We start from the raw sequence: 22,989 nt of genomic DNA on the forward strand, positions 1-22,989 counted from the left end.
TTCAAACCTGAAATAGCACCATATTTAGCCCACACCTCGCTACGAATACGACCAAGTAAAACAGCTTGTTTCTCAAGCTGTTTGTACTTTTGCACATTCAAGTTTTTACAATGGTGGATGCGTGTTAGTTTCAAAAAGTTATTCCTTACTATTCACTAATTCTTTAACTTTTTCTTTGTATTTTCTTAATCCGTAAAGTCGAGAGGAAAAACAATGAATAATCGCTAACAAGTCTTGTGTTACTTCTTCCGTTGGGGAAAGGGATTCTTGATTCATAATAATAACTTTACAACCATGTCTTTCAGCAAAAGATTCAAACCACTCAAAACCAAAACGCACCAAACGGTCTTTGTGAGCGATGACAAGCATTGAAACTTTACCCATTTCAATATCAAGAAAAAGCTGATTGAATTTCTTTCTTTTATAATTCAAACCACTTCCAACCTCTGACACCCAATCATCAACAGCATAGCCATTTACAGTACAAAAAGTTTCTAAAGCTGACACCTGATTAGCTAAATCGGGCTTTTGAGCAACACTAGATACCCTTGAATAAACAATTACTGATGATTTAGCTTCCGTTGCTTTTATACCGATATATTCAAGGTATTGATCGTGCGTGTAGTATCTGCGATTTTTAGGATTTCGACATGCAACCAAAATACCTTCGGCATCCCATCTTTGTAGAGTTTTGACCGACTTCCCAATCATTTCACCGAATTTAGCAGGAGAATACATTATTTAATCTCCGTTAGTTTCTTAAAGTCCTCCAATGTGTAGTTTTTAAATATTTTATCCTGATAGATGTATTCACCATTATGATCAACAGCGCATATAGGACATGAGTATTGTTCACTCTCATCTCCAAGATAGCCATATTTTACCAAAATGCTGTCGCACACTTCATAAAGCTCAAAATCTTCACGATGATCAACCCATTCACCAAAAATCATTTCACGAATATTGTCGCCATATTTTTTATATTTCTCAGGCACTTCCAATTTGTATTGCTCAGCTAATTCATCTAGTTTTTTAGCACAAGCATCTCCAAAAATCTCTCCAAGTTTTTCCGAGTATTCTTCACAGCCCATCCCATGACCTGAAATGTGAGTACATACCGACACACCTGTATTTGCATTAATAAATTCTGCATAGGTGGGGCATTTATCGGAGAGCGATTGATTTGTTTTTTCAGGGTGCGAAGAACAATCATAGCCTAAATCTACTATATCGGTTTCATAGAAATCATTCTTTGACCACTCACCATAGACCCATGATGCAAATTCCTTAATAAACCCATCTTTATTTTCAGGGGATACAAAATAAGCAAGGTCTTGCTCTACTTTCTTTAAGCTTTCAGTCAAGTATTTCATTGCAATTTTTTTTAAAATTTAATACCTAAATTGTATATGTTTGACTATATTTGTCAATATAATTATTTTCTATAAATCACTCTTGAATAAAATGCGGATCGGCCAGGTATAAATAGGCTTCGACCAGAAATTTATGCAACAAGCTGGCATGCAGTTTGGGAAAATAATTGATCAGCCGGGCAAAATCACGCAGTGCAATATCCCGGCTTAAAGCACTAAGCCATTTCAGTTTCTGGTTAAAGTTAAGTGCATCATAGACTTGCAGATGCGGAATATTGCAATCGCCGGGGCGATGTTCTTCCACCACTGTGGTCGGTTTTTGAATTTTGACTGGATGCAGCAGTGGAAAATGCGGCCAGTGCTACGGCATCAGGGTGCTGGCATTTAAAGTGTTTTGCAGATGATGTTTGGAGAGCAAATCGCCATAAAACGGCATACAGATGGCCTGTTTTAAATCGGCAAAAAATGGGACTGCTGGCTGCGTTTTAAACCCTGCTCCAGTATTGATAACCACAGTCGACGCAGTGAATCGGCAGTCTGGTGTTACTGATTCATCCCATGAATGCAAATAATATTCATTGTAGGGCCAGCATGTGAATAAGAATGGCTTTATTTAACAGTATAGATAAAAAAAGAGCGGCCGGGGCCGCTCTTTACTGCAAATCCTGATCAGATTTTTTTATGATAAAAACGGTAATAGCTGATATAGCAGGCTGCAATAAAGATTAAACAGCCAAAGAAACTGATGCGCATGGATGGATCAAACACCATACTCAAACAGGTAATCAGACAGAATACAAAGCCCAGAATTGGCACAATCGGGAACAATGGTGCGGCAAAGCCCAGCTCTTTCACGCTACGACCCTGTTTATACCATTCACGGCGGAAGTTGAAATGACTTAAGCAGATACTCATCCAGACCACCACCATGGTAAAGGCCGCAATACCGAGCAGGTTGGTAAAAATCAGCTCAGGTGCAAACTGCTCAGACAGCAAGCCTGGCATTGCGCCCAGCATGGTGACCATCACTGCCACATAAGGAATACCACGCGAGTTGACCTTGGAGAAAACCTGCGGCAACTGCTTCTGATACGACAATGACCACATCATCCGCGATGCTGCAAACAAACCTGAGTTGGCGGCAGACAGTAAGGCGGTAATGATCACGAAGCGGATAATATCTTCTGCGTATGGAATCCCGATGTGCTGGAACACGGTCACAAATGGACTGCTACTCACGCTCTCAGCGGCCAGACCGGCTTCCTGATGCGGCAATAACGCAGTCACCACCAGAATGGTTCCGACAAAGAAAATCAGCAGGCGGAAAATCGCGGTGTTGATGGCTTTTGGAACGTTTTTGGCCGGGTCTTTGGTTTCACCAGCGGCCACACCAATCAGTTCGGTGCCAGAGAAGGCAAAGTTGACAATCAGCATGGTGGTGAAAATCGGGAATAAACCTTCCGGGAACCAGCCCTGTGCGGTTAAATTGCTAAACAGCGGCGCAGATTCATAGCCCTGATAGCCGATCACGCCGAAAATGGCCAGCAGACCGAGCAGAATAAAGGCCACCACGGTCACGACTTTGACCAGTGCTAGCCAGAATTCCGATTCAGCAAACCAGCGGCTAGACACCATATTTAAGGTAAAGACAAATACCCCAAAAATAATGGTCCATAACCACATCGAGATGTGCGGGAACCACTCCTGCATCAGCAGGGCGGCTGCGGTAAATTCAGTCCCCAGGGTGACTGACCAGGTCAGCCAGTACAGCCAGGTGACGGTATAGCCTGTTCCGGGTCCAATATAACGTTTGGCATAAGCACCAAAAGAACCGGATTCAGGCATATGGACAGCCAGTTCGCCCAAACACAGCATAACCATGTAAGCGATCACGCCGCCCAGAAAATAAGCAAGAATGGCACCTACAGGCCCCGTTTGTGCAATGACTTCACCCGAACCTAAAAATAAACCGGTTCCGATTGCACCACCAAGTGAAATCATAACCAGATGTCGAGTACTCATAGCGCGTTTTAAAGGCGCAGAATTGCCCTGATGCGTAGCATCATTCGGAGAATGAGATGTCTGCATAAGAGTAGGAGAATAAAAGAATAGAGAAGCAGGCTATTGTAGAGAAAAACTACAAATCTGCAATCAATAATCAAAACAATTGGGTTAGAAGTAATCGTCTGGCGCGATTTAGATGGCGTCCCTACGGGGATTCGAACCCCGGTTACCGCCGTGAAAGGGCGATGTCCTAGGCCTCTAGACGATAGGGACGTTGCGAGGTGAGGGCTATATTAGGGATTTGCCCCAAAGATGTCAATTTGATGACGGGAATAATTCCACGATTTGGATTTATTTGTCTAAAAAGTATCTGTTTAGGCTGTTGGAAAATTTATCGTTTGATGATGGCCACCCGGTTTTTAATAAGCACTTCAATCTGCACTGGATTTTAACCAATGAGCATCTGCACGACTCATCGTACTGGAGATAAAAAAGACCACGTTTAGTGGTCTGGGGTTTGGTACTCAGGTGCTTGTGGTTGCGGCGCGGCCTGTTCAGCCGGTGCGGGCGCTTGCGGTGCTTTGCTATCACGCGACACAATGTACAGATAAAGTGCCGAAGGCAGCAAAATAATCAGGACCAGAAAAATCTTTTTTAACATTGTCTTATAAAAACAGCATGGGAAATTACTGCAATTATAGCGGATGCACAGGCCAAAAGCGCAAGCCTGTGCATGTTTCCACGTTAGAACTTAAAGGTCACATCGGCAATAAACTACCGGCCAATGTCGGGCTGGGCGCTGCCGCTGCTGTCAATAAAGCTGTTGGCACGGTTGGTGACATTGTTAATGGTCAGGCCGAAAATGGTTTGAGTATTTTTAAAAGATGGAATCCGGTAGCTGGCTTTCAAGTCCCAATAAAACTTGTTCTGGGTGGTGTAAGGCGTATAGGCATCATGCTGCACACCTTGTGCATCGGTATAGCCTTTGGCCTCACGCTTTAGGGCATCGACTTTACCCTGATAACTCAGGAAATGACTGAGCGTTAGCGGCAGGCGCTCAAACTGCATCTCCCAGTTCAGGCGCACGGTCCACGGCACATGAAATTCATGGGCAGGGCGATCCTCGGCATCAATCAGTTGCCCCTTATAATAGACTTGCGGGGTGGCGGTCAGAATATCGGTACTGTCGTAATGATCAAAATTGCGCGTGGTTTCGGTATAGTCTGCATTCAGGGCCAGACGATGCTGTGCACCTAAAAATGCCAGTGGCGCCAGGTTGCGGATGGAAAGTGAATAAATATCGGATGCAGAGCGACCGCGATTGTCATAGCTATAACTCAGATCTTCCAGATTCATTTTAGTTTTACGTAACTGGTCCTGATTGTCACGGTTGACCCATTTCAGGCTGAGTGCGGTATTGTTCAGTTTGGAACTCAGGCCGAGTACGGTTTCATCGCTATACGGGGTTTGTAGCTTGGAGCGATAGGTGAAACTGGTCTTTCCTGCGGTTTTGGGTGTCCAGCCTTGTTCCAGCTGCGCGCGTGTATATTTTTGCTCAAACTGGTCAATCCGGTCATTCAGTTCATTCACAAACGCATTTAGCCCGTAATAGCGGTTCCAGCCACCCAACAGGGTTAAGCGCTCATTACCAAAAGGACGGATTTCTAGTGCGGTTCTGGGGGCAACATTGTTCTGTTTATGGATGGAATCATAGTCACTCCGGAAGCCCAAGGTTGCGCTCAGATACTGATTCCAGTGAATCTGGTCTTCAATAAAGGCATGCCAGCGATCCTGACGGATATCCAGTTGACCGGCATAATAGCTGGTTTTGCTGCTTAAATACTGGCCTTGATATTTACCATCCAGACTTGGCGCAGTATCACAGGCATCATATAGAGTGCCATTATCAGACTGGCAGTCGGCACCGTTTAAATTTAAAGGCGTAGCATATACGTGGGCAGTTTCAGGACGTTGCCAGTAGGCTTTATAATGGCCATAGCCGGCCCCGATTTTAAACTGATGCCGCAAAGATGCGGTTTCAATCGGCTCAAACTGGGCTTTAATGGTGTATTCCAGCCGGCTTTCTTGCTGCTTTAAGCCGCCCATATGACCTTCAAAGCTATATTTGTCCTTGCCCCAGTTTTTGCTGCTCGAGTTGAGCCAGCTATAGTGATTCTGGGCAGCCTGACGTCCCGCTTGCTGGCGTTGATAGTTCAGCTGCTGGGTCAGCAAGACACTGTCGAGCTGGTTGTTCAGATTAAAATACAGGTTCTGGCTGTTCGAGTGCTGGGTCGATTCAGAATCACAGATATTGGATTTAAAATACAGTCCATCATTTTCCAAAAAGCTCGCACCCAGCTTAAACGAAGTACGTTCAGAGGGATCATAAAATAATTCCACACCGGCATTGCGGGCCTGACGCTGCTGTTCAAATTGCCCTGATTCGGCAAAATCTGTTTTTAAGGGAATGGCTGAATGCCGGTATGAAGCAAAGGCATTAAAACCCCATTGCTCACTGAGCCGACCATAACTGTTCAGGCTAATGCCCTGTTTGGTGAAGTAGGGCTGTGCCGACTCATCGCTCGAATCTTCAAAAGCATCCCGGCTGTCCTGAGAGGGGAAATTGACTTTTGACCAGGCATCTGAGGTGTAGTCATAACTGAGCGAACCGTGAATTTTACCAATTTCAGTTTGCGGAGCGCAGGTTTCGGCAGAAACCACGCCGCCGGTAAATTCTCCATATTCCGCCCCGATATTACTGTCTAACACGGTCAGTTTACACAGTAGGTCGGTATTGATGGCAGCGGCCTGTGAATTGCCCATCAGCTGGTTAGGATGATTGGATTGCTGTGCCCCCACCGGATTAATCGTATTGTTGATGGCGAGGCCATTGATCAGAATCTTGTTATCGTAAGCCAATCCGCCATTAATACTGATATCGGCCGCGTTCAGTTCACCTTGCTGCAAGCTGCTGCGAAAGCGGTGACCGAGCTGCACGTTCGGATTCACCTTTAAAAATTCGGTGATGTTCTTGCTGCTATTCGGGCTTTTCTTTAAATCTTCCTGTTTATAGACTGTTTTTCCCAGCGCATTTTCCTCTTTGGCCTCGACCACAATGGTCGACAGTTTGAGCGAGGGAGAGAGGGTGGTAGGTTCTGATTCTTGAATCTGTTCAGCAAAACTAAGGGAGCTGAAGCTGCTTAAAATGGCCACAGACAAGCTGGAATAGGCAAAACGCATGAGATGTGTTTTTTGTAAAAGATAATGCAAGCGATTATCATTAACTTGATGGACTTAATCAATAGAAATGAGAATTATTTGCAATAACAGCTTAAATAAACAACAGTGCTGTGCAAAGAAGAATGAATAACAAACAGGAGGGGGAGAGAAATGAGATGGCGTCCCTACGGGGATTCGAACCCCGGTTACCGCCGTGAAAGGGCGATGTCCTAGGCCTCTAGACGATAGGGACGTTTAGAAGATGGCGGTATCTTATTGATCCGCCACCAAGGTGTCAAGTAGATGCGGGGTGAGTTTGTTTAAAATATAACAGAACAGTTCCGCGGTCTTTTGTGTGTCGTACAGGGCAGAGTGCGCTTCTTTGCCATCAAATTCAATGCCGGCCTGAATACAGGATTTGGCCAGTACTGTTTGACCGAACATCACCGCGCTTAAGGTTACGGTATCGAGTACGGAAAAGCTGTGAAACGGATTCTGGTTTTTGGTACTGGTACGGGCAATGGCCGCCTGTAAAAAGCCCAGATCAAAATGCGCATTGTGGCCGACCAGCACTGCATGAGTACAGTTCTGCTGGCGACGCACTTCATTCACGGATTTAAAAATACGTTTCAGCGCCGTTTTTTCATCTTCAGCCATGGCCATACGCATCGGGTTGAACGGATCAATCCCGATAAAGTCGAGTGAACGACGGTCCAGATTGGCCCCTTCAAACGGATTAATATGCGCATGATAGGCCTGACCCGGAACAAAATGGCCTTCCGCATTAAACACAATCGGAATGGCGGCTATTTCAAGTAAGGCATCGGTTTGCGAATTAAAACCTGCTGTTTCGACATCGACCACAACAGGTAAGAATCCACGGAAACGCTGACCAATTAAAGGTAGAGTTTCGTCTGTCACACTTTTCTCCATTGGATGGTTTGACCGGCATATAGCGGAACAATCTGTTCACCATCCAAATAGTCTAAACTTGCAGGAATCACTTGGTCTTCTTTAACCAGGGTAATCGTACCAGTATTACGCGGCAAACCATAGAAGTCTGCGCCAAAGTGGCTGGCAAAACCTTCTAGGCGGTCCAGTTTACCGACCTGGTCAAAGGCTTGCGCATACAGCTCAATGGCGGTTGGTGCGCTATAGCAGCCGGCACAGCCACAGGCATTTTCTTTGGCATTTTTAGAATGCGGCGCACTGTCGGTTCCGAGGAAGAATTTCGGGTTGCCACTGGTCGCCACTTCCAGCAAAGTCTGCTGATGGGTTTGACGTTTTAAAATAGGCAGGCAGTAGAAGTGCGGTTTAACTCCACCAACCAGCATGTCATTGCGGTTAAACAGCAAATGCTGCGGAGTAATGGTAGCCGCTACGTTACGGTCCTGCTCCAGGACAAAGTGTGCTGCTTCGCTGGTGGTGATGTGTTCTAGCACCAGTTTCAGTTTCGGGAACTGTTTTAATAAAGGTGCCAATACTTCATCGAGGAAGCGTTTTTCACGGTCAAAAATATCGACATGCTGATGGGTCACTTCGCCGTGTAACAGCAGCGGTACCTGATGTTCTTCTAACTGTTCAATCACCGCATAGACTTTACGGATGTCGCTGACCCCATTGTCCGAGTTGGTGGTTGCACCGGCCGGATACAGCTTGATGGCATTGACATGCTCGGAGTCTTTAATTTTTTTCACTTCGGCTGGCGAAGTCTGATCGGTGAAATACAGTACCATGCGCGGATCAAACGCCACGCCTTCTGGCACATGCGCCATAATGCGTTCACGATAGCTGATCGCTTCTTCCACGGTTTTTACAGGCGGGACAAGATTCGGCATACAGATCGCACGTGCAAACTGTTTGGCAAGATCTGGAACTGTACGTTTTAATGCTAAACCGTCACGTAAGTGAGCATGCCAGTCATCTGGCTGTAAAAGAGTAATCGTATTCAAGGTGATGCCGATCGAAAAATAAATGGAATGATAATCTATAAACCTGACAATGATAACGTCAAATCTAGACAAAAGATGCCTTATATTGAATTAATTTTTATCATTTTGTGTTATTTTTAAGCGACTATAAAAATTATATTTTATGTCAATGGAATACAAATATAAGCTTGTCCAATTGCAATACGACAAGGAAAAAATAGAGGTACTGATTGCCCGGCAACGACGCAGCGCGGGTCAGGTGTTTCCGAAACAGCTGGAACAGGAATTCTGGCAGCAGTATTTGGAGCGGGCCCGGCATAATATTAACCAGTATTTCTGGTCGGGGGTGCTGGTCTATTTTATTCTGACCATGCTGGTCATTCCCGGGGATTACTGGATTATCCAGCCGCAACATTTCTGGCATGATTTTATCCGCTGTCTGCTCGGGCTACTCAATGGTGGCCTGTGTCTGCTGACGCTGTTTTTCTTTGCACATTATAAAATTCTGCGGCGCTATTTTGCCTATGCCGCCATGGCGCTGGTGTTCTGGGCCATCTTGTCGATGACCTGGCTCACCATGACCGTGTATACCGAAGCGCTGAAATATCAGGCCATGATGATCATCTGTATCATTTATATCATGGGCTATGTGCTGACCGGGGTAAAACCGTTTCATATGCTGCTGACTGGGTTAATGGCGGCAGTGATGACCATGGTCATGCTATTTACCTTTTACATTCCAATTGATGTGATGGTGATGGCGCGGGTGCTCATCGGCAGCGTAGTGATGGGTTTTTTAATGAGTAAAATGTTGTGTACCCGGGAACGGATGATCTTTCTGGTGATGCAGCAGGCCAAGCTCGGCGAGAAAATTAACCGGATTAACAGTGAAGAACTGCTGCATTTAAGCCAGCATGATGCATTGACCAAAGTGTCGAACCGGCGCAACTTTGATGAAATGCTGAACAGCTATTATGAGCAGGCGCGGCATGATGAACGGCCCTTGTCCTTGCTATTTATTGATGTCGATTTCTTTAAGCTGTTTAATGATTTTTATGGCCATCAAAAAGGCGATGAAGTCATTTCATCGGTGGCTAAATCGATTAAAGATGCGATCCGGCATATGGATTTTGTGGCACGTTATGGCGGCGAAGAATTTGTGGTGTTGCTGCCTGAAACCGATGCGCATGGTGCTTATGCGGTGGCGTCAAATATTTTTAGGGCAATTGAACGGCTGGCCATTCCGCATGAAAAATCCAGTGTATCCGATATTATTACCATCAGCCTGGGTTTTACCGTGTATAAAGGCGAGCTCGAGATTTCCAAGGATGATCTGATTAGCCGTGCCGACCAGGCGCTGTACCGGGCGAAAAAACTCGGCCGGAACCAGATTTATTATCAGACCGCGCAGGTCAGCGATATTCTGCAAGGTTTAGAATAAATCCCAAACAGCAAGTACAAAAAAACCGCCCCGAAGGCGGTTTTTTCATAGAGACAACTTATTTCTTGTCTTTTAATTGTGGAACAGCAGAACCTGTACCCACGGCCAGTAAACCGGCACCGGTATAAATGCCAAGTTTTTGACGGGTATCGGTAATGTCCAGGTTACGCATGGTTAACTGACCAATACGGTCCATTGGCGTGAACATTGAATCACCTTTTTCCATGGTCAAACGCTCAGCTTCATAGGTGAGGTTTTCAGATTCAGTATTCATGATGGTGTAGTCATTACCACGACGCAGTTCTAAAGTCACCGTACCAGTAATGGCTTTCGCAACCCAACGCTGTGCAGTTTCACGCAGCATCAGTGCTTGAGAATCGAACCAGCGGCCTTGATACAGTAAACGGCCTAAACGTAAACCGTTAATACGGTATTGTTCGATGGTGTCTTCGTTATGAATACCTGTCACTAAACGCTCGTAAGCGATGTGCAGCAGCGCCATACCCGGAGCCTCGTAAATACCACGAGATTTCGCTTCAATGATACGGTTTTCGATCTGATCCGACATCCCCAGACCGTGACGGCCACCAATGCGGTTGGCTTCCAGAATGAACTCTACCGGATCTTCGATACGACGGCCATTCAGTGCAACCGGGAAACCTTCTTCAAAGGTAATTGAAACTTCTTCAGGTGCAATTTCAACGTCATCTTTCCAGAACGCAACGCCCATGATTGGCTCAACAATCTTGATACCGGCATTCAGGTATTCCAGATCTTTGGCTTCGTGCGTTGCACCCAGCATGTTCGAGTCAGTCGAGTAGGCTTTTTCTTTTGACATTTTATAGTCGAAGCCGTTGTCGATCAGGAACTGTGACATTTCTGCACGGCCGCCTAGCTCATCAATAAAGGTCTGGTCTAACCACGGCTTGTAAATTTTGAGCGCCGGGTTGGTCAGTAAGCCGTAACGGTAGAAACGCTCGATGTCGTTACCTTTATAGGTTGAACCATCACCCCAGATGTTCACGTCATCTTCTTTCATGGCAGTAACCAGCATGGTCCCGGTAACTGCACGGCCTAGTGGTGTGGTGTTGAAGTAAGGCACACCACCTGTTGAAATGTGGAACGCGCCACACTGAATTGCAGCAATACCTTCAAGTGCAAGCTGTAAACGGCAGTCGATTAAGCGTGCTTTTACTGCGCCATAGGCTTCCGCTTTCTTCGGAATAGCATCGTAATCATCTTCATCTGGCTGACCCAAGTTTGCTGTGTAGGCATAAGGTTCAGCGCCTTTTTGTTTCATCCACAATAAAGCAGCAGAAGTATCTAGACCACCAGAGAAGGCGATACCCACTTTTTTGCCTACTGGTACGCTTTGCAAGATCGTTGCATTATCAGTCATTGCGAGTCCTAACTTATGAATATAGGCAACCAAAATGGTGGCCAAGGAGAATTCGAAAATGGCGCTATTGTAGCACTTTTCCGAAACGATGTTTTCTGAAAAATTTGCTTTCTGAAAAAAGTTAGACTTTTTTCATCGGTTTCAGTTTATTTTCGGCCACAGCAGCCCATTCCTGGCTTGAGTATGATAGAACAATTTATATCCACAGAGAGGAAATGCCGATGCAGCCCAATGTCACACCGCCCCCATTGATCTCCAACAATAACCGCAATGAAACCCTGGCGCTGGTTCATGGTATTTATGCCGGTTTACTCAGTTTTAGTGCGGTGGTGTTCCTGTATCTGGAATATCAGCAGCGCAGTATTGCCACAGTCAATTTAGTGATTGTGATAGCCTTGATGCTGCTGTTGATTTATCTGAATATCAGCGCCTGTTTAAAAGTGAAACGGGGCAATGGTGAAGGACGCACACTGTCGCGTATTTTGGCCGTGCTGATGTTATTAAGTTTTCCAATTGGCACGGTGCTCGGCGCAATTGCGCTATGGAAAAGCAGCAGCAAGCAGTGGCAGAACTGACATTGGCAGTTTGTCATGATAATTTTTTGAAAATGCCATAAACAAATAATAAAAAATCGCTACAGTATTATGCAACAAGTTGCAAAGCCAGCGTACAGGAATACATGATGACAACAAGCTATGCACATCTGCTCAGTCCATTACATTTAGGTTTTACTACCCTGAAAAACCGGGTGGTGATGGGGTCCATGCATACCGGTCTGGAAGACCGTTTTTATAATTATCCGAAACTGGCGGCCTATTTTGGTGAGCGTGCCAAAGGCGGCGTTGGCCTGATTATTACGGGCGGGATTTCCCCGAACCGTCAGGGCTGGTTATTACCGGCCGGCGGCACCATGAATACCTTGGGGGATATTGCACCGCATCGACTGGTGACACATGCGGTACATAAGCATGGCGCCAAAATCCTGTTGCAGATTCTGCATGCCGGCCGTTATGGCTATCAGCCTTTTGTGGTGTCGGCTAGCCCGATTAAATCGCCAATTTCACCATTTAAACCGCGCCAACTCAGCGATAAACAGATTTTAAACACCATTCAGGACTATGTGAAAACCGCCAGTCTGGCCAAAAAAGCCGGTTATGATGGCGTGGAAATCATGGGTTCTGAAGGCTATTTGCTAAACCAGTTTTTAAGCCGTCATGTCAATCAGCGCAATGACCGTTGGGGTGGCCCGATTGAAAACCGAATGCGCTTTGCTGTGGAAATTGTCAAAGCCATTCGTGCAGAAATTGGCGATAAGTTTATTATCTGTTTCCGTCTGTCGATGCTGGATCTGGTACATGATGGCAACACTATGGATGAAGTCATCACGGTAGCCAAAGCTTTGGAACAGGCCGGTGTGACTTTACTGAATACCGGTATTGGCTGGCATGAAGCGCGTATTCCGACCATTGTGACTTCGGTGCCGCGCGCGGCATTTGTCGATTACACCGCAGCCGTGAAACAGCAAGTGTCGATTCCGGTGATTGCTTCTAACCGGATTAATATGCCAGATACGGCCGAAGAAATTCTGGCAGCGGGCAAAGCCGACATGATTCAGATGGCGCGTCCTTTACTGGCCGATGCTTTCTGGGTCAATAAAACCGCCACCAACCGGGTCGATGAAATCAATACCTGTATTGCCTGTAATCAGGCCTGTCTGGATCATACCTTTAAAAACCAGCGCGCCACCTGTCTGGTCAATCCGCGTGCTGCTTATGAAACCGAACTGGTCTATGTCAAAACCAAACAGCCAAAACGGATTGCCGTGGTGGGCGGTGGAGTCGCTGGTATGTCTGCTGCAACGGTGGCTGCAGGCCGTGGTCATCAGGTGACATTATTTGAAGCCAATGCCGATGTCGGCGGGCAGTTTAATCTGGCCAAAGTGATTCCGGGCAAAGAAGAATTCCACGAAACCATCCGCTATTTTAAGGTGCAGCTGGAAAAAACTGGCGTAGATGTACGTCTGAATACCAAAGTTAACCGCGAGCAGCTGGAACGTGAAGGCTTTGATGAGGTGATTGTTGCCACTGGTGTGGTGCCACGTACACTCAATATTCCGGGCAGCGATTTACCGCAAGTTCTGTCTTATGCCGAAGTACTCAATGGCGCGCCTGTCGGTCATAAAGTGGCGGTAATTGGCGCCGGCGGCATTGGCTTTGATGTGTCCGAGTTTTTATTAAAACCGGAGCAGCAGCCACAGCCGCAACCTGTGGAGGAATGGAAACGCGAGTGGGGTGTCGATTTAAATCCACACTATATGTCTGAAGGTGGTATGCAGGCACCGGAAATTCATCCCCCTGTGCGTGAAATTTATTTGTTGCAGCGTAAAACCACGCCATTGGGTGCCGGCTTAGGTAAAACCACCGGCTGGGTGCATCGTGCACAACTGAAAAAGCACGGCGTACGCATGTTGCGTGGGGTGCAATATAAAGCCATTGGTGATGAAGGCTTGTGGGTAGAAATGGATGGCCATGACCAGTTATTGCGGGTCGATACCGTGGTGGTCTGTGCCGGGCAGGAATCGGTCAAAGAGATTATGCCGGAAAATGGCCAGCAGACCTTGGCGCAGTATCACATTATTGGCGGGGCAAAACTGGCGGCGGAACTGGATGCCAAGCGCGCCATTCGCGAAGGTGCTGAATTGGCCGCCAAACTTTAAACATTTGATGAAACAATATTCATTTGAGTCACTTGAATGTAATTTTTACTTGTCAGATGGAAAAAAGCTTCGTATTATGGCGCACATGGAAGCGTGGCAGAGCGGTTTAATGCACCGGTCTTGAAAACCGACGAGGGTGTGAGTCCTCCGTGAGTTCGAATCTCACCGCTTCCGCCAAATTCAAAAAGCCCTGACAATGTCAGGGCTTTTTTTATGCATATTGATTCTGGTTGGATTAATCAATATCTTCGTTTGCGGTATTTCGGCAGATAAATTTCCAGATGTTGAGCACGTCAAACATTATTAAACTATAGACTGCCCAGTGACATAACCACCATTCATCCCCCGCGTTGCATCCTTTACACTCAAAAGAAGAAAGACAACACAGGGCGGTATGATGAAATTCGATCCTCAATTGCTGCAGCAGAAATATGAACAATGGCGTAACTTGATGGAGCAGCTGGAGCAGACCCAGCAGCAATTACAGCAAGCAGAGCAGCTCTGGTCACAGTTGCAGGAATATTATCAGAGTGAACAGTGGCTGCAGGATGTAGAGCAGGATCTAAAAATTAAGTGTGGCGAAGGGCATTATTCTATTTTGGGTCAAGATACCTTGTGGAACGGCCTGGATGAGCGTAAACAGCTGGCTTTGCAACTGATGCGACTCAGTTTAAAAATACTGGAAAGCTAATTTTATTTTTAAAGCCGCCCTATCAAGGGATTTACGTAGTGTATCCAAATAGTCTATTGTCATTAAAAGCAAAAAACGTTGCAAACTGACTCCTGAGCTAAAGCTTTACAATCAAGAAATTAATAAAAGAAGAATTGGCATTGAGCATGTATTTGGTAGTTTAAAAACCTTCAAAATCCTTACCGAGCGATATCGCAACCGAGGTAAAAGACTTGGTTTGAGATTCAATTTAATTGCGGGAATCTATAATATGGAACTGAGTAAAAAATGACTTATGAAAGAATTCTAATATATTAGTCATAATTTAGCTGCAATTTGTTTAATGGCAATATATTAATTAAAAAATCTATTTGATAGAAAATGATTTGAAAGAAAAATAGAATAGAGTTGAGTATTTGGATAATTATATACATGATCATTAAATAAATCATGATTTAAATAGAATGTTATATCAATGATAACCAGTAACGCTGATCAATCAATGCCTTGAACAATTCAAACTAAGGGATTATTCCATTTGGCTAGATGTGATGAAATCATTTGAATCTATTGGGAAAGTCTTAGAAGATAAGGTAAAGAAGAGCTTAAAAATGGTTGACACATTTGGGGGAATTGGAAAGAATTATGAAATCCATCAAACTTTTACAGCCATCGCATACTTTTATGGAATTTACGGGCTTAAATACCGGGGATGTCTTGAATCATTTATCTACTCATTTTGTCACGTATGAACAAGTGTAAAGTGTTTGCAAAACAGATTGGTGGAGATGCTGCAAAGATTCTTTTCACCGCATTGTGTTTGAGTTCCCTTGCCCAGGCCGCAGAGCTGCAAACGATTTTAAAAACGGCTTTACAGCAAGATCCGCTAATCATTGAGGCACAAGCCAATGAGCAGGCCGCTATCAGTAAAGTCAAAGAATCGCAGGCCTTGCATTATCCTGTTCTGGCTGTCACGGCCAATCAGATCCTTGGTCAATCTCATGAAAACCGTGCTGATTACACCAGTGAAGATTTGACTCCGGGATTGCGAGGAACTTTAAACCTGTACTCGTTTGGCGCAATTCGTGCCCAGATCGAGCGAGATAAACATAAATCTGTTTACTATCAGCAAAAAACGGGTGAAACAGCAGAAGAACTGGGTTACACCATTGGCAGTGAATATATTAAAGCCTTGCGTGCCCAGGAATCTTTAGCGGTACAAAACCGCAGTTTGGAGCGCCATAATAAATTTACCCGCGATATTGGCATTATTGTGCAATATGACCAGGGACGCCGTTCCGAACTTATTCAAGCCAAAGCACGACAAATGCAGGTCGAGCATATGATTAGTGGTTTGCAGCGTGAGCTTGGTTTTGCTTTAAGCAATTTAAAAAAATATACCCCGAATATTAATCCCGAAGGTTTAAGTGATCCTTTTGCCCATTTTAGTGTGACAGATGTGGTGGAGCGTTATAGCCTGAGCGATAGCAGTCAACATCCTTCATTTCAGGCACAACAAGCGGAATTAGACAGTCTTCGCTCAGAACATAAATATCGTCAAACTAAACGCTACCCAAGTATTAATCTGGAAGGTAATGTCACCACTGAAGACCGAGAGATCTATTTGAGTATGGCTTGGGATGTGTTTAATCAGGGCGCCAAATATTCAGTAGAGCAGGGTGGGCAGTCGATTGTGGCTGCACAGGCACGATTAGGACAAATTCAACGTGATATTGAAGAGCGTGCCCGCACTGCAGAAATTGATATGTTTCAAAGCAAGCAAAAAATGGACATTAGCCGGCAACAAATTGCAGCATCACGTGATGTAGTCGTGGCCAATGAAAAACAATTTAAGATTGCACGTAAAACCTTGGTTGATGTTTTAAATGCTTATAATGAACTGTCGGCGGTAGAAATGGCCTATGTGACGGCACAAAATGATTTCCGTATGGCTGCTTTGGCGTATTTACGTGCGCAAGGCAAAATTTCAAGCTGGACGATGGCTGCACCTCATTCAAACTGGAAGGCACAGCCTTAATTTTAATCCCACTCTTGTGACAGCAGAAGGGTTGTTAAAACGATCATGAAATCCATCATTGAACATATTGCCTTGGTTACTCAGCTTTTGGGAACGCCTATTTCTGTAGCGACCTTAATGGCACAGGTGACCCATGATCAGAACCTGCAGGTGAATTATCATTCGCTGAGTGAGGTTTTAAAAACCCATGGTTTTGACAACACTTTGGCGCAACGCAGTTTGCAGGATATTCCATCTTTAGCAATGCCTGTAGTGATTGTATTACACGATGAAAATGCAGCTGTCATTACCAAAATTGAAGGGGTGGGTGATGAGCGGGTGTATCAAATTCAGCAGACTGATGGCTTAAAACAACAGCTGACACAAGCCCAACTAAGTGAATTGTATTTGGGATATTGCTGGTTTATTAAGCCCAAATTGGCCAGTGATTTGCGTTCAGAGCTACCTGAATATCACATGCCGAAAGCCTGGTTCTGGAAAGTCATCTGGCGTTTCCGTTTCTATTATTATCAGGTGATTTTAGCAACTTTTATTATCAACTTTTTGGCCTTGGTCAGTTCATTGTATGTGATGAATGTCTATGACCGTGTGATTCCGAATAAATCCTATGAAACGTTATGGGTACTCAGTATTGGGGTAGTTTTAGCCATTCTGTTTGAGTTTGTGGCTAAAATGATTCGTGGGCATTTAACCGATATTGCCGGTAAAAAAGCCGACCTGATCATTAGTTCTGCTATTTTTAGACGGGTGATGAGTCTGGATTTATCGGAAAAGCCTGCGTCATCGGGGGCCTATGCCAATAACTTGCGTGAATTTGAGTCGGTACGTGATTTTATGACCAGCGCCAGTTTATTGGTGTTGGTGGATTTACCGTTCTTATTGCTGTTCATTACGGTCATTTGGCTCATCGCTGGTAAGTTGGCTTTGGTGCCATTAATTCTGATTCCTATTGTGATGCTGGTTGGTTTTTTAGCCCAAGGTCCATTGGCACGTTTTATTAATGAATCAATGCGTGAAGGTGCACAGCGTCAAGGTCTAGCAGTTGAAGCAATTGAAGGGATTGAAACCTTAAAAACCAATAATGCCGCCAGCTGGGCACAAGAAAAGTGGGATTTTTATACCGCCCGTAGTGCAGCATCCAGTATTAAAACCCGTGATTTAAGCAACTTTGTGGTGAATTTCTCTGTCGGGGTTCAACAATTGAATACGGTACTGCTAGTGATTGTCGGTACCTATTTAATTCATAGTCCAGATGCTAATTCTAAAATCACCATGGGTGCCTTGATTGCTGCAGTAATCCTCTCAGGGCGTGCACTGGCACCACTGGCACAAATTGCCAATCTGGCCATTCGCTTCCAGCAAGCCAAAGTCGGCATGCAAGGTTTGCAAAGTATTATTGACCGTAAAATTGAGCGTGACCCAGAACGTGAATACATTAGTCTGGAGCATGTGGCCGGTGAGTTAAATCTGCAACAGGTGAGCTTTAAATATCAGGATGATACGCCAGAGGTGGTCAAAGGCGTGCAATTGCAGCTGAAACCGGGTGAGAAAGTCGGGGTTTTGGGCAAAATTGGCAGTGGTAAAACCACCTTGCTTAAACTGGCCAGTGGTTTGTTTGAGCCGAGTCAGGGCAATATCACTTTGGATGGGGTGGATTTACGCCAACTTGATCCGAATTTTGTGCGTAATCAAATTGCCATGCTGGGACAATCTCCACGGTTGTTTTTAGGCAGTTTACGTGAAAATTTAGATTTGGCACGTCAAGATGGCTTTACAGGCAATCAGGATTTACTCAATGCACTGAAACGCTTTGGTTTAGAGCAGGTGATCCAAAACCATCCTAAAGGTCTGGATATGCCATTGGGTGAAGATGGGCAAGGCTTATCCGGCGGACAAAAACAAATTATTGCGCTGGCCCGTTTAACTTTACGCCATCCTAAAGTGGTGCTGTTAGATGAACCAACCACAGGATTGGATCAGGGCACCGAGCAGAAAGCCCTGAAAGCATTAGGGCAATGGTGTAAAGACAAAACCCTGTTGGTGGTGACACATCGTATGCAGGTGCTGAGTATTGTAGATCGGATTGTGGTGGTGGATCAGGGCAAAATTGTGATGGATGGTCCTCGTGATGCTGTGCTGAAAAAGCTGGCGCACAACGAACAAAAAGCGCGTATGACTGCACCACGCGTGATTCGACCTGCAGGGGCGAGCAGTTCAGCTCAAGTGAGCCAGGCAGTGACCCCAAATTCCGATACTGTAGCCACCTCTGAAAATGGTTAAGCCAACAGTGTGAAGCAAAATACCCCTGTGACATCGCCTGCAATAATTGAGAAAGATGTATGAAAGATAAACAAGCTCCGTCATCTGAGCAGATACATTCCAAAGACCTGAAGCTGGTTAATGATCTGAATGCAGCTTTGCAAAAAGAAAAGCATACAGGGCTGTTTTGGGTGATTGGTTTGCTGTTCGTGTTTTTAGTGGTCTTTGTGATTTGGGCCTATAACAGCACGGTCGAAGAAGTCACGCGTGGACAAGGCAGTGTAATTCCGACTAGCCGTGAACAGATTGTACAAAGTCTTGATCCTGGCACCATTAAAGAGATGCGGGTGCGTGAAGGGGATGTAGTTGAAAAAGGGCAAATTTTATTAACCTTGGACGATACAAGAAGTGCCGCGGTATTACGTGAAAGTGAAGCCAAGGTTGCTAACCTAAAAGCCATGGCGGCACGTTTACGTGCGGAATCTTATGGTACTGCGATACAGTTTCCCGCAGGGATTAGTTTAGACTTACAGCGCCGTGAGCGTGCTGCCTATGAAGCACGACGCCGTGCGGTAGAAGATGCAGTGTCTGGCCTGAGAACCAGCAAGTCGATGCTAGACCGTGAGATAGCTATTACTGCACCAATGGTGGCAGAAGGAGTAATGTCCGAGGTTGAATTGTTACGTATGCGTCGCCAGTCTTCGGACCTGGCCCTGCAAATAGATGACAAACGCAATCAGTATGCAGCAGAAGCCAACAATGAACTGGTACGGATTGAATCTGAACTGGCACAGGCCAAAGAAAATATGGCGATGCGAGCCGACCCGGTAGACCGTAGTTTAATACGCGCACCATTACGGGGGATTGTGAAAAACATTAAAATCAATACGGTCGGTGGTGTGGTTCAGGCGGGACAGGATATTATGGAAATTGTTCCGCTGGATGATAAATTGCTGGTAGAAGCTTATATTCGCCCTCAGGATGTTGCTTTTGTACGTCCAGGTTTAGATGCGATTGTAAAAATTACTGCTTATGACTATTCACTTTATGGTGGACTTGAAGGCAAAGTCACTTTAATCAGTCCAGATACCTTACGTGATAAAACCCGTCCAAGTGAGCTGAATTTGAATCCAGATGAAGCTTACTACCGGATTTTGGTCGAAACTAGCCAGAATGCTTTGACCGATAAAAATGGTCAACCAATGCCGATTATTCCAGGCATGATTGCGAGTGTGGATGTTAAAACTGGTGAAAAAACCATTCTGCAATACCTGATTAAACCGATCACACGAATGAAGCAAGCATTACAGGAGCGCTAAAGCATTATCCTTTCTCTTCTATCATTATGAAGTATATCTAAAATAAGTCAGGTTTTAAGCCTGGCTTTTTTTATTGACTATTTGTTAATTATTTTATTTTTATATGAATAAAATCAAAAAAGTAACTATAAATATTAATATTTTGACTATTACTTAAATGAAGCATCTTAAATCCATAATAAATTTAAGGTTATTTTAATGGCTTAACATTTTAAGAATTTAAAATAGCTTAATCCCATAATAAAGATATGGGATTGTTATAAAGATATTAATATTTTGTTAAGTGCTATTGTTGTGTTTGAGATTGAGAATTGTAAATACAATTCGATTAATAAAGAGAATTGTTGCTATATTTTTAATCTCATATGGCTTTGTTGCATAAATATGTAAGCATCTGATTTAAATAAATTTAATTTTGGATCAAAAAATAATCAAAACCTTTAAAATCATATAGTTATGAAATCTTTGTGCAACAAAGCCATCTCATATCCTTTAATGAGAATGATTGTCAGGTTTCTGTGAGAATAATATTTAAAATACAAAAATCTTGAAGAAATTATATTTAATCCTCGATTTTTGTTAGATTTTTATTGTTTTATTTACTATTATGAAAGAGTAATTGTTAATTATGTCTCAGAAATTATATTTTTGTTGCTTTTGTTAGCAAAACTTAAATCTAGGTTTTAGTAAACTTGTGAAATTCGTGGGGTTTGACGATGGGTGCAAAGAAGCTGGTTAGTATTTTAGGTCTCTCATTGCTGGCAGTCGGTTGTAGTTCAACTGGACAGTTATCTTCTAATGAAAAATGGCGTAACTTCATTCCAAATGCCGCAATTGCAACTGAAAGTTTGACTTCAGAGCAGGTAATGGCAGTATTCATTCGTGAGCCAGGTGCTGTAGAAGGTACGGCAGCGAATATTTTTGTGGAGGGGAAATACCTGACCTCTTTACAATCGGGTGGTTATAAAGCAATTCAGTTATGTGCAATGCCAACCAATATCACTGTGGCATATACTGATATCAACCTAAATTATCCAATCCTGCGTGAGCAAAAAAACACCTTTGATTTGACCAACAATCGCATACATTATTTTTCGGTCATTCAAGCCGATAATCATCAACTGGCTCTTAAGCCTTTAACCGAGCAGCAAGCTCAGCAAGCTCTACAGCATACACAAGAACAAACTCATACTCTGCCTCGCCTAGAACAAAGCAGTATTTGTCCGAAAATAGTGTATCAGCAGGCTCAAGCCCCTCAGCCTGTTGTGAAAAAATACACTTTAGCTGCAAGTGCATTATTTGCCTATGGCAAGGCAGATTCACAAAACCTGTTACCGCAAGGACAGCGCGAGATTGCAGTCATTGCAGCTGAAATCAAAAAAAATGCAGTTCATATTGGACAAATTGCGGTAATTGGTTACACCGATCCTGTTGGTTCAGAAGAATATAACCAGAGACTTTCCTTACAACGTGCACAGACAGTAAGACATCTATTGATTCAGCAAGGTGTGACGAATTCAAATATTTTGGCAGAAGGTCGTGGTGAGCACGAGCTTGTGGTGAGTGATTGTGATGCTCGCTTTGCAAATAATAAAACAGCCAGAGATGAATGTAACTTGCCGAACCGCCGTGTAGAGGTTGTGACATATGGTTTTAAAGCGCAATAAACCAACTTTTCCAGATTTAAATTTTTAAAAACATATTGATGCTTCTTGTTGTAACAAGATTGGGATGATGATTATGCAAAATCAAAATATTACTGTTAAGTTGCACAATGCCAACAAAGTGATTTCAACATTTCAGGCAACAAAAGGACCTGATCAGCCTGTGATTATTCAGGCAAAGAAAAATGTAAACTATGAATTTATTGATGCTGCTACCCAGTTTGCGCCAGAAAATATAAAAACTAAACGTGTCGGCAATGACCTGCATGTGGCTTTTGAAGATGATAGAAAGCATCCATTTGAGACGGATCTGATCATTGAAGATTATTACAATCAAGATGGAACAAGCACCAATTTATTAATTGGTTTGCATGAAAATGGTAGTTATTACGCCTATGTACCAGAAAGTGGTTTACAGGAACATGCGGTCAGTTTGCTCGCAGATGAAATTGCAGCAGGTCAGGCCTTAGGTGGTGAGCCTTTAGCGGCAGCAACCTATACCTTTAATCCATACTGGTTATTGGCATTAATTCCTTTGGCGGGGTTGGCAGCAGTTGCAAGTAACGACTCTTCTTCTAAGGGAGAAAAAGGAGCAACTGGCCCTGCTAGTCAGGACGGTGCGGATGGTACCGATGGCAAATCAGCTCTGGATCTGGCTCGTGAGATTGGCTTGATTGGCCCAGAGGGTACGATCACCGATATGTTTAATGCCTTAAAAGGTGCAGATGGTAAATCTGCACTTGAGTTAGCGATTGAAGCAAATCTGCTGCCAGCGGGCGCAACGCTAACTGATCTGATGGCCTACTTAAAAGGTACTGATGGTGCGGATGGTACTGATGGCGCAGATGGTACCGATGGCAAATCAGCTCTGGATCTGGCTCGTGAGATTGGCTTGATTGGCCCAGAGGGTACGATCACCGATATGTTTAATGCCTTAAAAGGTGCAGATGGTACTG

Annotated in this window: 19 protein-coding genes, 3 tRNA genes and 1 pseudogene; 11 read left to right on the forward strand and 12 right to left on the reverse strand. The window is 44.3% G+C overall.

What is annotated here, in order from left to right; all coding sequences use genetic code 11:
* Positions 1-138: 138 nt before the first annotated feature.
* From FTU54_RS13045 to pyrC, 11 genes are all read right to left on the reverse strand, one after another.
* Positions 139-738 carry an IS607 family transposase gene (locus tag FTU54_RS13045; protein WP_160242962.1) on the reverse strand — a complete coding sequence of 200 codons (600 nt, stop codon included), beginning with the start codon at positions 736-738 and terminating at the stop codon, positions 139-141.
* Entirely contained in the window at positions 738-1,373 is a 636-nt protein-coding gene (locus FTU54_RS13050) for a hypothetical protein (protein ID WP_160242963.1), read from the reverse strand. The genes FTU54_RS13045 and FTU54_RS13050 overlap by 1 nt, the downstream gene beginning before the upstream one ends.
* Before the next feature lie 76 nt (positions 1,374-1,449).
* Positions 1,450-1,677 carry a hypothetical protein gene (locus FTU54_RS15185; protein WP_216072233.1) on the reverse strand — a complete coding sequence of 76 codons (228 nt, stop codon included), beginning with the start codon at positions 1,675-1,677 and terminating at the stop codon, positions 1,450-1,452.
* Positions 1,678-1,734: 57 nt separating this feature from the next.
* Entirely contained in the window at positions 1,735-1,941 is a 207-nt protein-coding gene (locus tag FTU54_RS15190; RefSeq protein ID WP_218949506.1) for a hypothetical protein, read from the reverse strand.
* A 101-nt stretch (positions 1,942-2,042) separates the two neighbouring features.
* A complete protein-coding gene (locus FTU54_RS13060) occupies positions 2,043-3,461 on the reverse strand; it encodes an amino acid permease (RefSeq protein WP_160242964.1) in 1,419 nt (472 codons plus the stop codon).
* A gap of 113 nt (positions 3,462-3,574) precedes the next feature.
* Positions 3,575-3,650 (reverse strand) — tRNA-Glu (locus FTU54_RS13065).
* A 229-nt stretch (positions 3,651-3,879) separates the two neighbouring features.
* The gene (locus FTU54_RS13070; protein ID WP_016659224.1) at positions 3,880-4,038 is read right to left on the reverse strand and encodes a hypothetical protein; all 159 of its coding nucleotides are present in this window, start codon (positions 4,036-4,038) and stop codon (positions 3,880-3,882) included.
* 113 nt (positions 4,039-4,151) lie between these two features.
* Positions 4,152-6,617 carry a TonB-dependent siderophore receptor gene (locus tag FTU54_RS13075; RefSeq protein ID WP_160242965.1) on the reverse strand — a complete coding sequence of 822 codons (2,466 nt, stop codon included), beginning with the start codon at positions 6,615-6,617 and terminating at the stop codon, positions 4,152-4,154.
* Positions 6,618-6,773: 156 nt separating this feature from the next.
* Positions 6,774-6,849: transfer RNA gene (locus FTU54_RS13080), tRNA-Glu, on the reverse strand.
* 20 nt (positions 6,850-6,869) lie between these two features.
* Positions 6,870-7,529 carry a ribonuclease T gene (gene rnt / locus FTU54_RS13085; RefSeq protein ID WP_075167718.1) on the reverse strand — a complete coding sequence of 220 codons (660 nt, stop codon included), beginning with the start codon at positions 7,527-7,529 and terminating at the stop codon, positions 6,870-6,872.
* Complete coding sequence (gene pyrC / locus FTU54_RS13090; RefSeq protein WP_034597856.1) at positions 7,514-8,548, reverse strand: dihydroorotase; 1,035 nt, start codon at positions 8,546-8,548, stop codon at positions 7,514-7,516. Before pyrC ends, rnt begins: the two co-directional genes overlap by 16 nt.
* A gap of 148 nt (positions 8,549-8,696) precedes the next feature.
* On the opposite strand from pyrC, the gene FTU54_RS13095 reads away from it, so the two are divergent.
* Positions 8,697-9,968, forward strand: coding sequence for a GGDEF domain-containing protein (locus FTU54_RS13095; RefSeq protein ID WP_104471118.1), 1,272 nt, complete (start codon positions 8,697-8,699; stop codon positions 9,966-9,968).
* A 58-nt stretch (positions 9,969-10,026) separates the two neighbouring features.
* On the opposite strand, the gene argG is transcribed toward FTU54_RS13095, so the two are convergent.
* Entirely contained in the window at positions 10,027-11,367 is a 1,341-nt protein-coding gene (gene argG / locus FTU54_RS13100; RefSeq protein ID WP_005179184.1) for an argininosuccinate synthase, read from the reverse strand.
* A gap of 221 nt (positions 11,368-11,588) precedes the next feature.
* On the opposite strand from argG, the gene FTU54_RS13105 reads away from it, so the two are divergent.
* The 10 genes and pseudogenes from FTU54_RS13105 to FTU54_RS13150 all read left to right on the forward strand — a co-directional run.
* Entirely contained in the window at positions 11,589-11,942 is a 354-nt protein-coding gene (locus tag FTU54_RS13105) for a hypothetical protein (protein WP_160241146.1), read from the forward strand.
* A 104-nt stretch (positions 11,943-12,046) separates the two neighbouring features.
* Complete coding sequence (locus FTU54_RS13110; RefSeq protein ID WP_171502401.1) at positions 12,047-14,083, forward strand: NADPH-dependent 2,4-dienoyl-CoA reductase; 2,037 nt, start codon at positions 12,047-12,049, stop codon at positions 14,081-14,083.
* Between the two features lie 87 nt (positions 14,084-14,170).
* A tRNA-Ser gene (locus FTU54_RS13115) sits at positions 14,171-14,260 on the forward strand.
* 220 nt (positions 14,261-14,480) lie between these two features.
* On the forward strand, positions 14,481-14,774 hold the full coding sequence (locus FTU54_RS13120) for a DUF4298 domain-containing protein (RefSeq protein ID WP_228151496.1): 294 nt from the start codon (positions 14,481-14,483) through the stop codon (positions 14,772-14,774).
* Between the two features lie 118 nt (positions 14,775-14,892).
* Positions 14,893-15,045 (forward strand): transposase, encoded by a 153-nt coding sequence (locus tag FTU54_RS13125; RefSeq protein ID WP_373685797.1) that lies wholly within the window; start codon positions 14,893-14,895, stop codon positions 15,043-15,045.
* Positions 15,046-15,573: 528 nt separating this feature from the next.
* The gene (locus tag FTU54_RS13130) at positions 15,574-16,791 is read left to right on the forward strand and encodes a TolC family protein (protein ID WP_180074818.1); all 1,218 of its coding nucleotides are present in this window, start codon (positions 15,574-15,576) and stop codon (positions 16,789-16,791) included.
* A 45-nt stretch (positions 16,792-16,836) separates the two neighbouring features.
* On the forward strand, positions 16,837-19,071 hold the full coding sequence (locus FTU54_RS13135; RefSeq protein WP_160241151.1) for a type I secretion system permease/ATPase: 2,235 nt from the start codon (positions 16,837-16,839) through the stop codon (positions 19,069-19,071).
* A gap of 59 nt (positions 19,072-19,130) precedes the next feature.
* Entirely contained in the window at positions 19,131-20,369 is a 1,239-nt protein-coding gene (locus FTU54_RS13140; RefSeq protein ID WP_180074819.1) for an HlyD family type I secretion periplasmic adaptor subunit, read from the forward strand.
* Between the two features lie 716 nt (positions 20,370-21,085).
* Positions 21,086-22,036, forward strand: a complete 951-nt coding sequence (locus FTU54_RS13145; protein ID WP_180074820.1) for an OmpA family protein — start codon at positions 21,086-21,088, stop codon at positions 22,034-22,036.
* 73 nt (positions 22,037-22,109) lie between these two features.
* Positions 22,110-22,989, forward strand: a pseudogene (locus tag FTU54_RS13150) (hypothetical protein); the annotation flags it as partial.

It is taken from the genome of Acinetobacter sp. YH12116 (assembly GCF_013418895.1).
GTDB classification, from domain to species: domain Bacteria; phylum Pseudomonadota; class Gammaproteobacteria; order Pseudomonadales; family Moraxellaceae; genus Acinetobacter; species Acinetobacter indicus.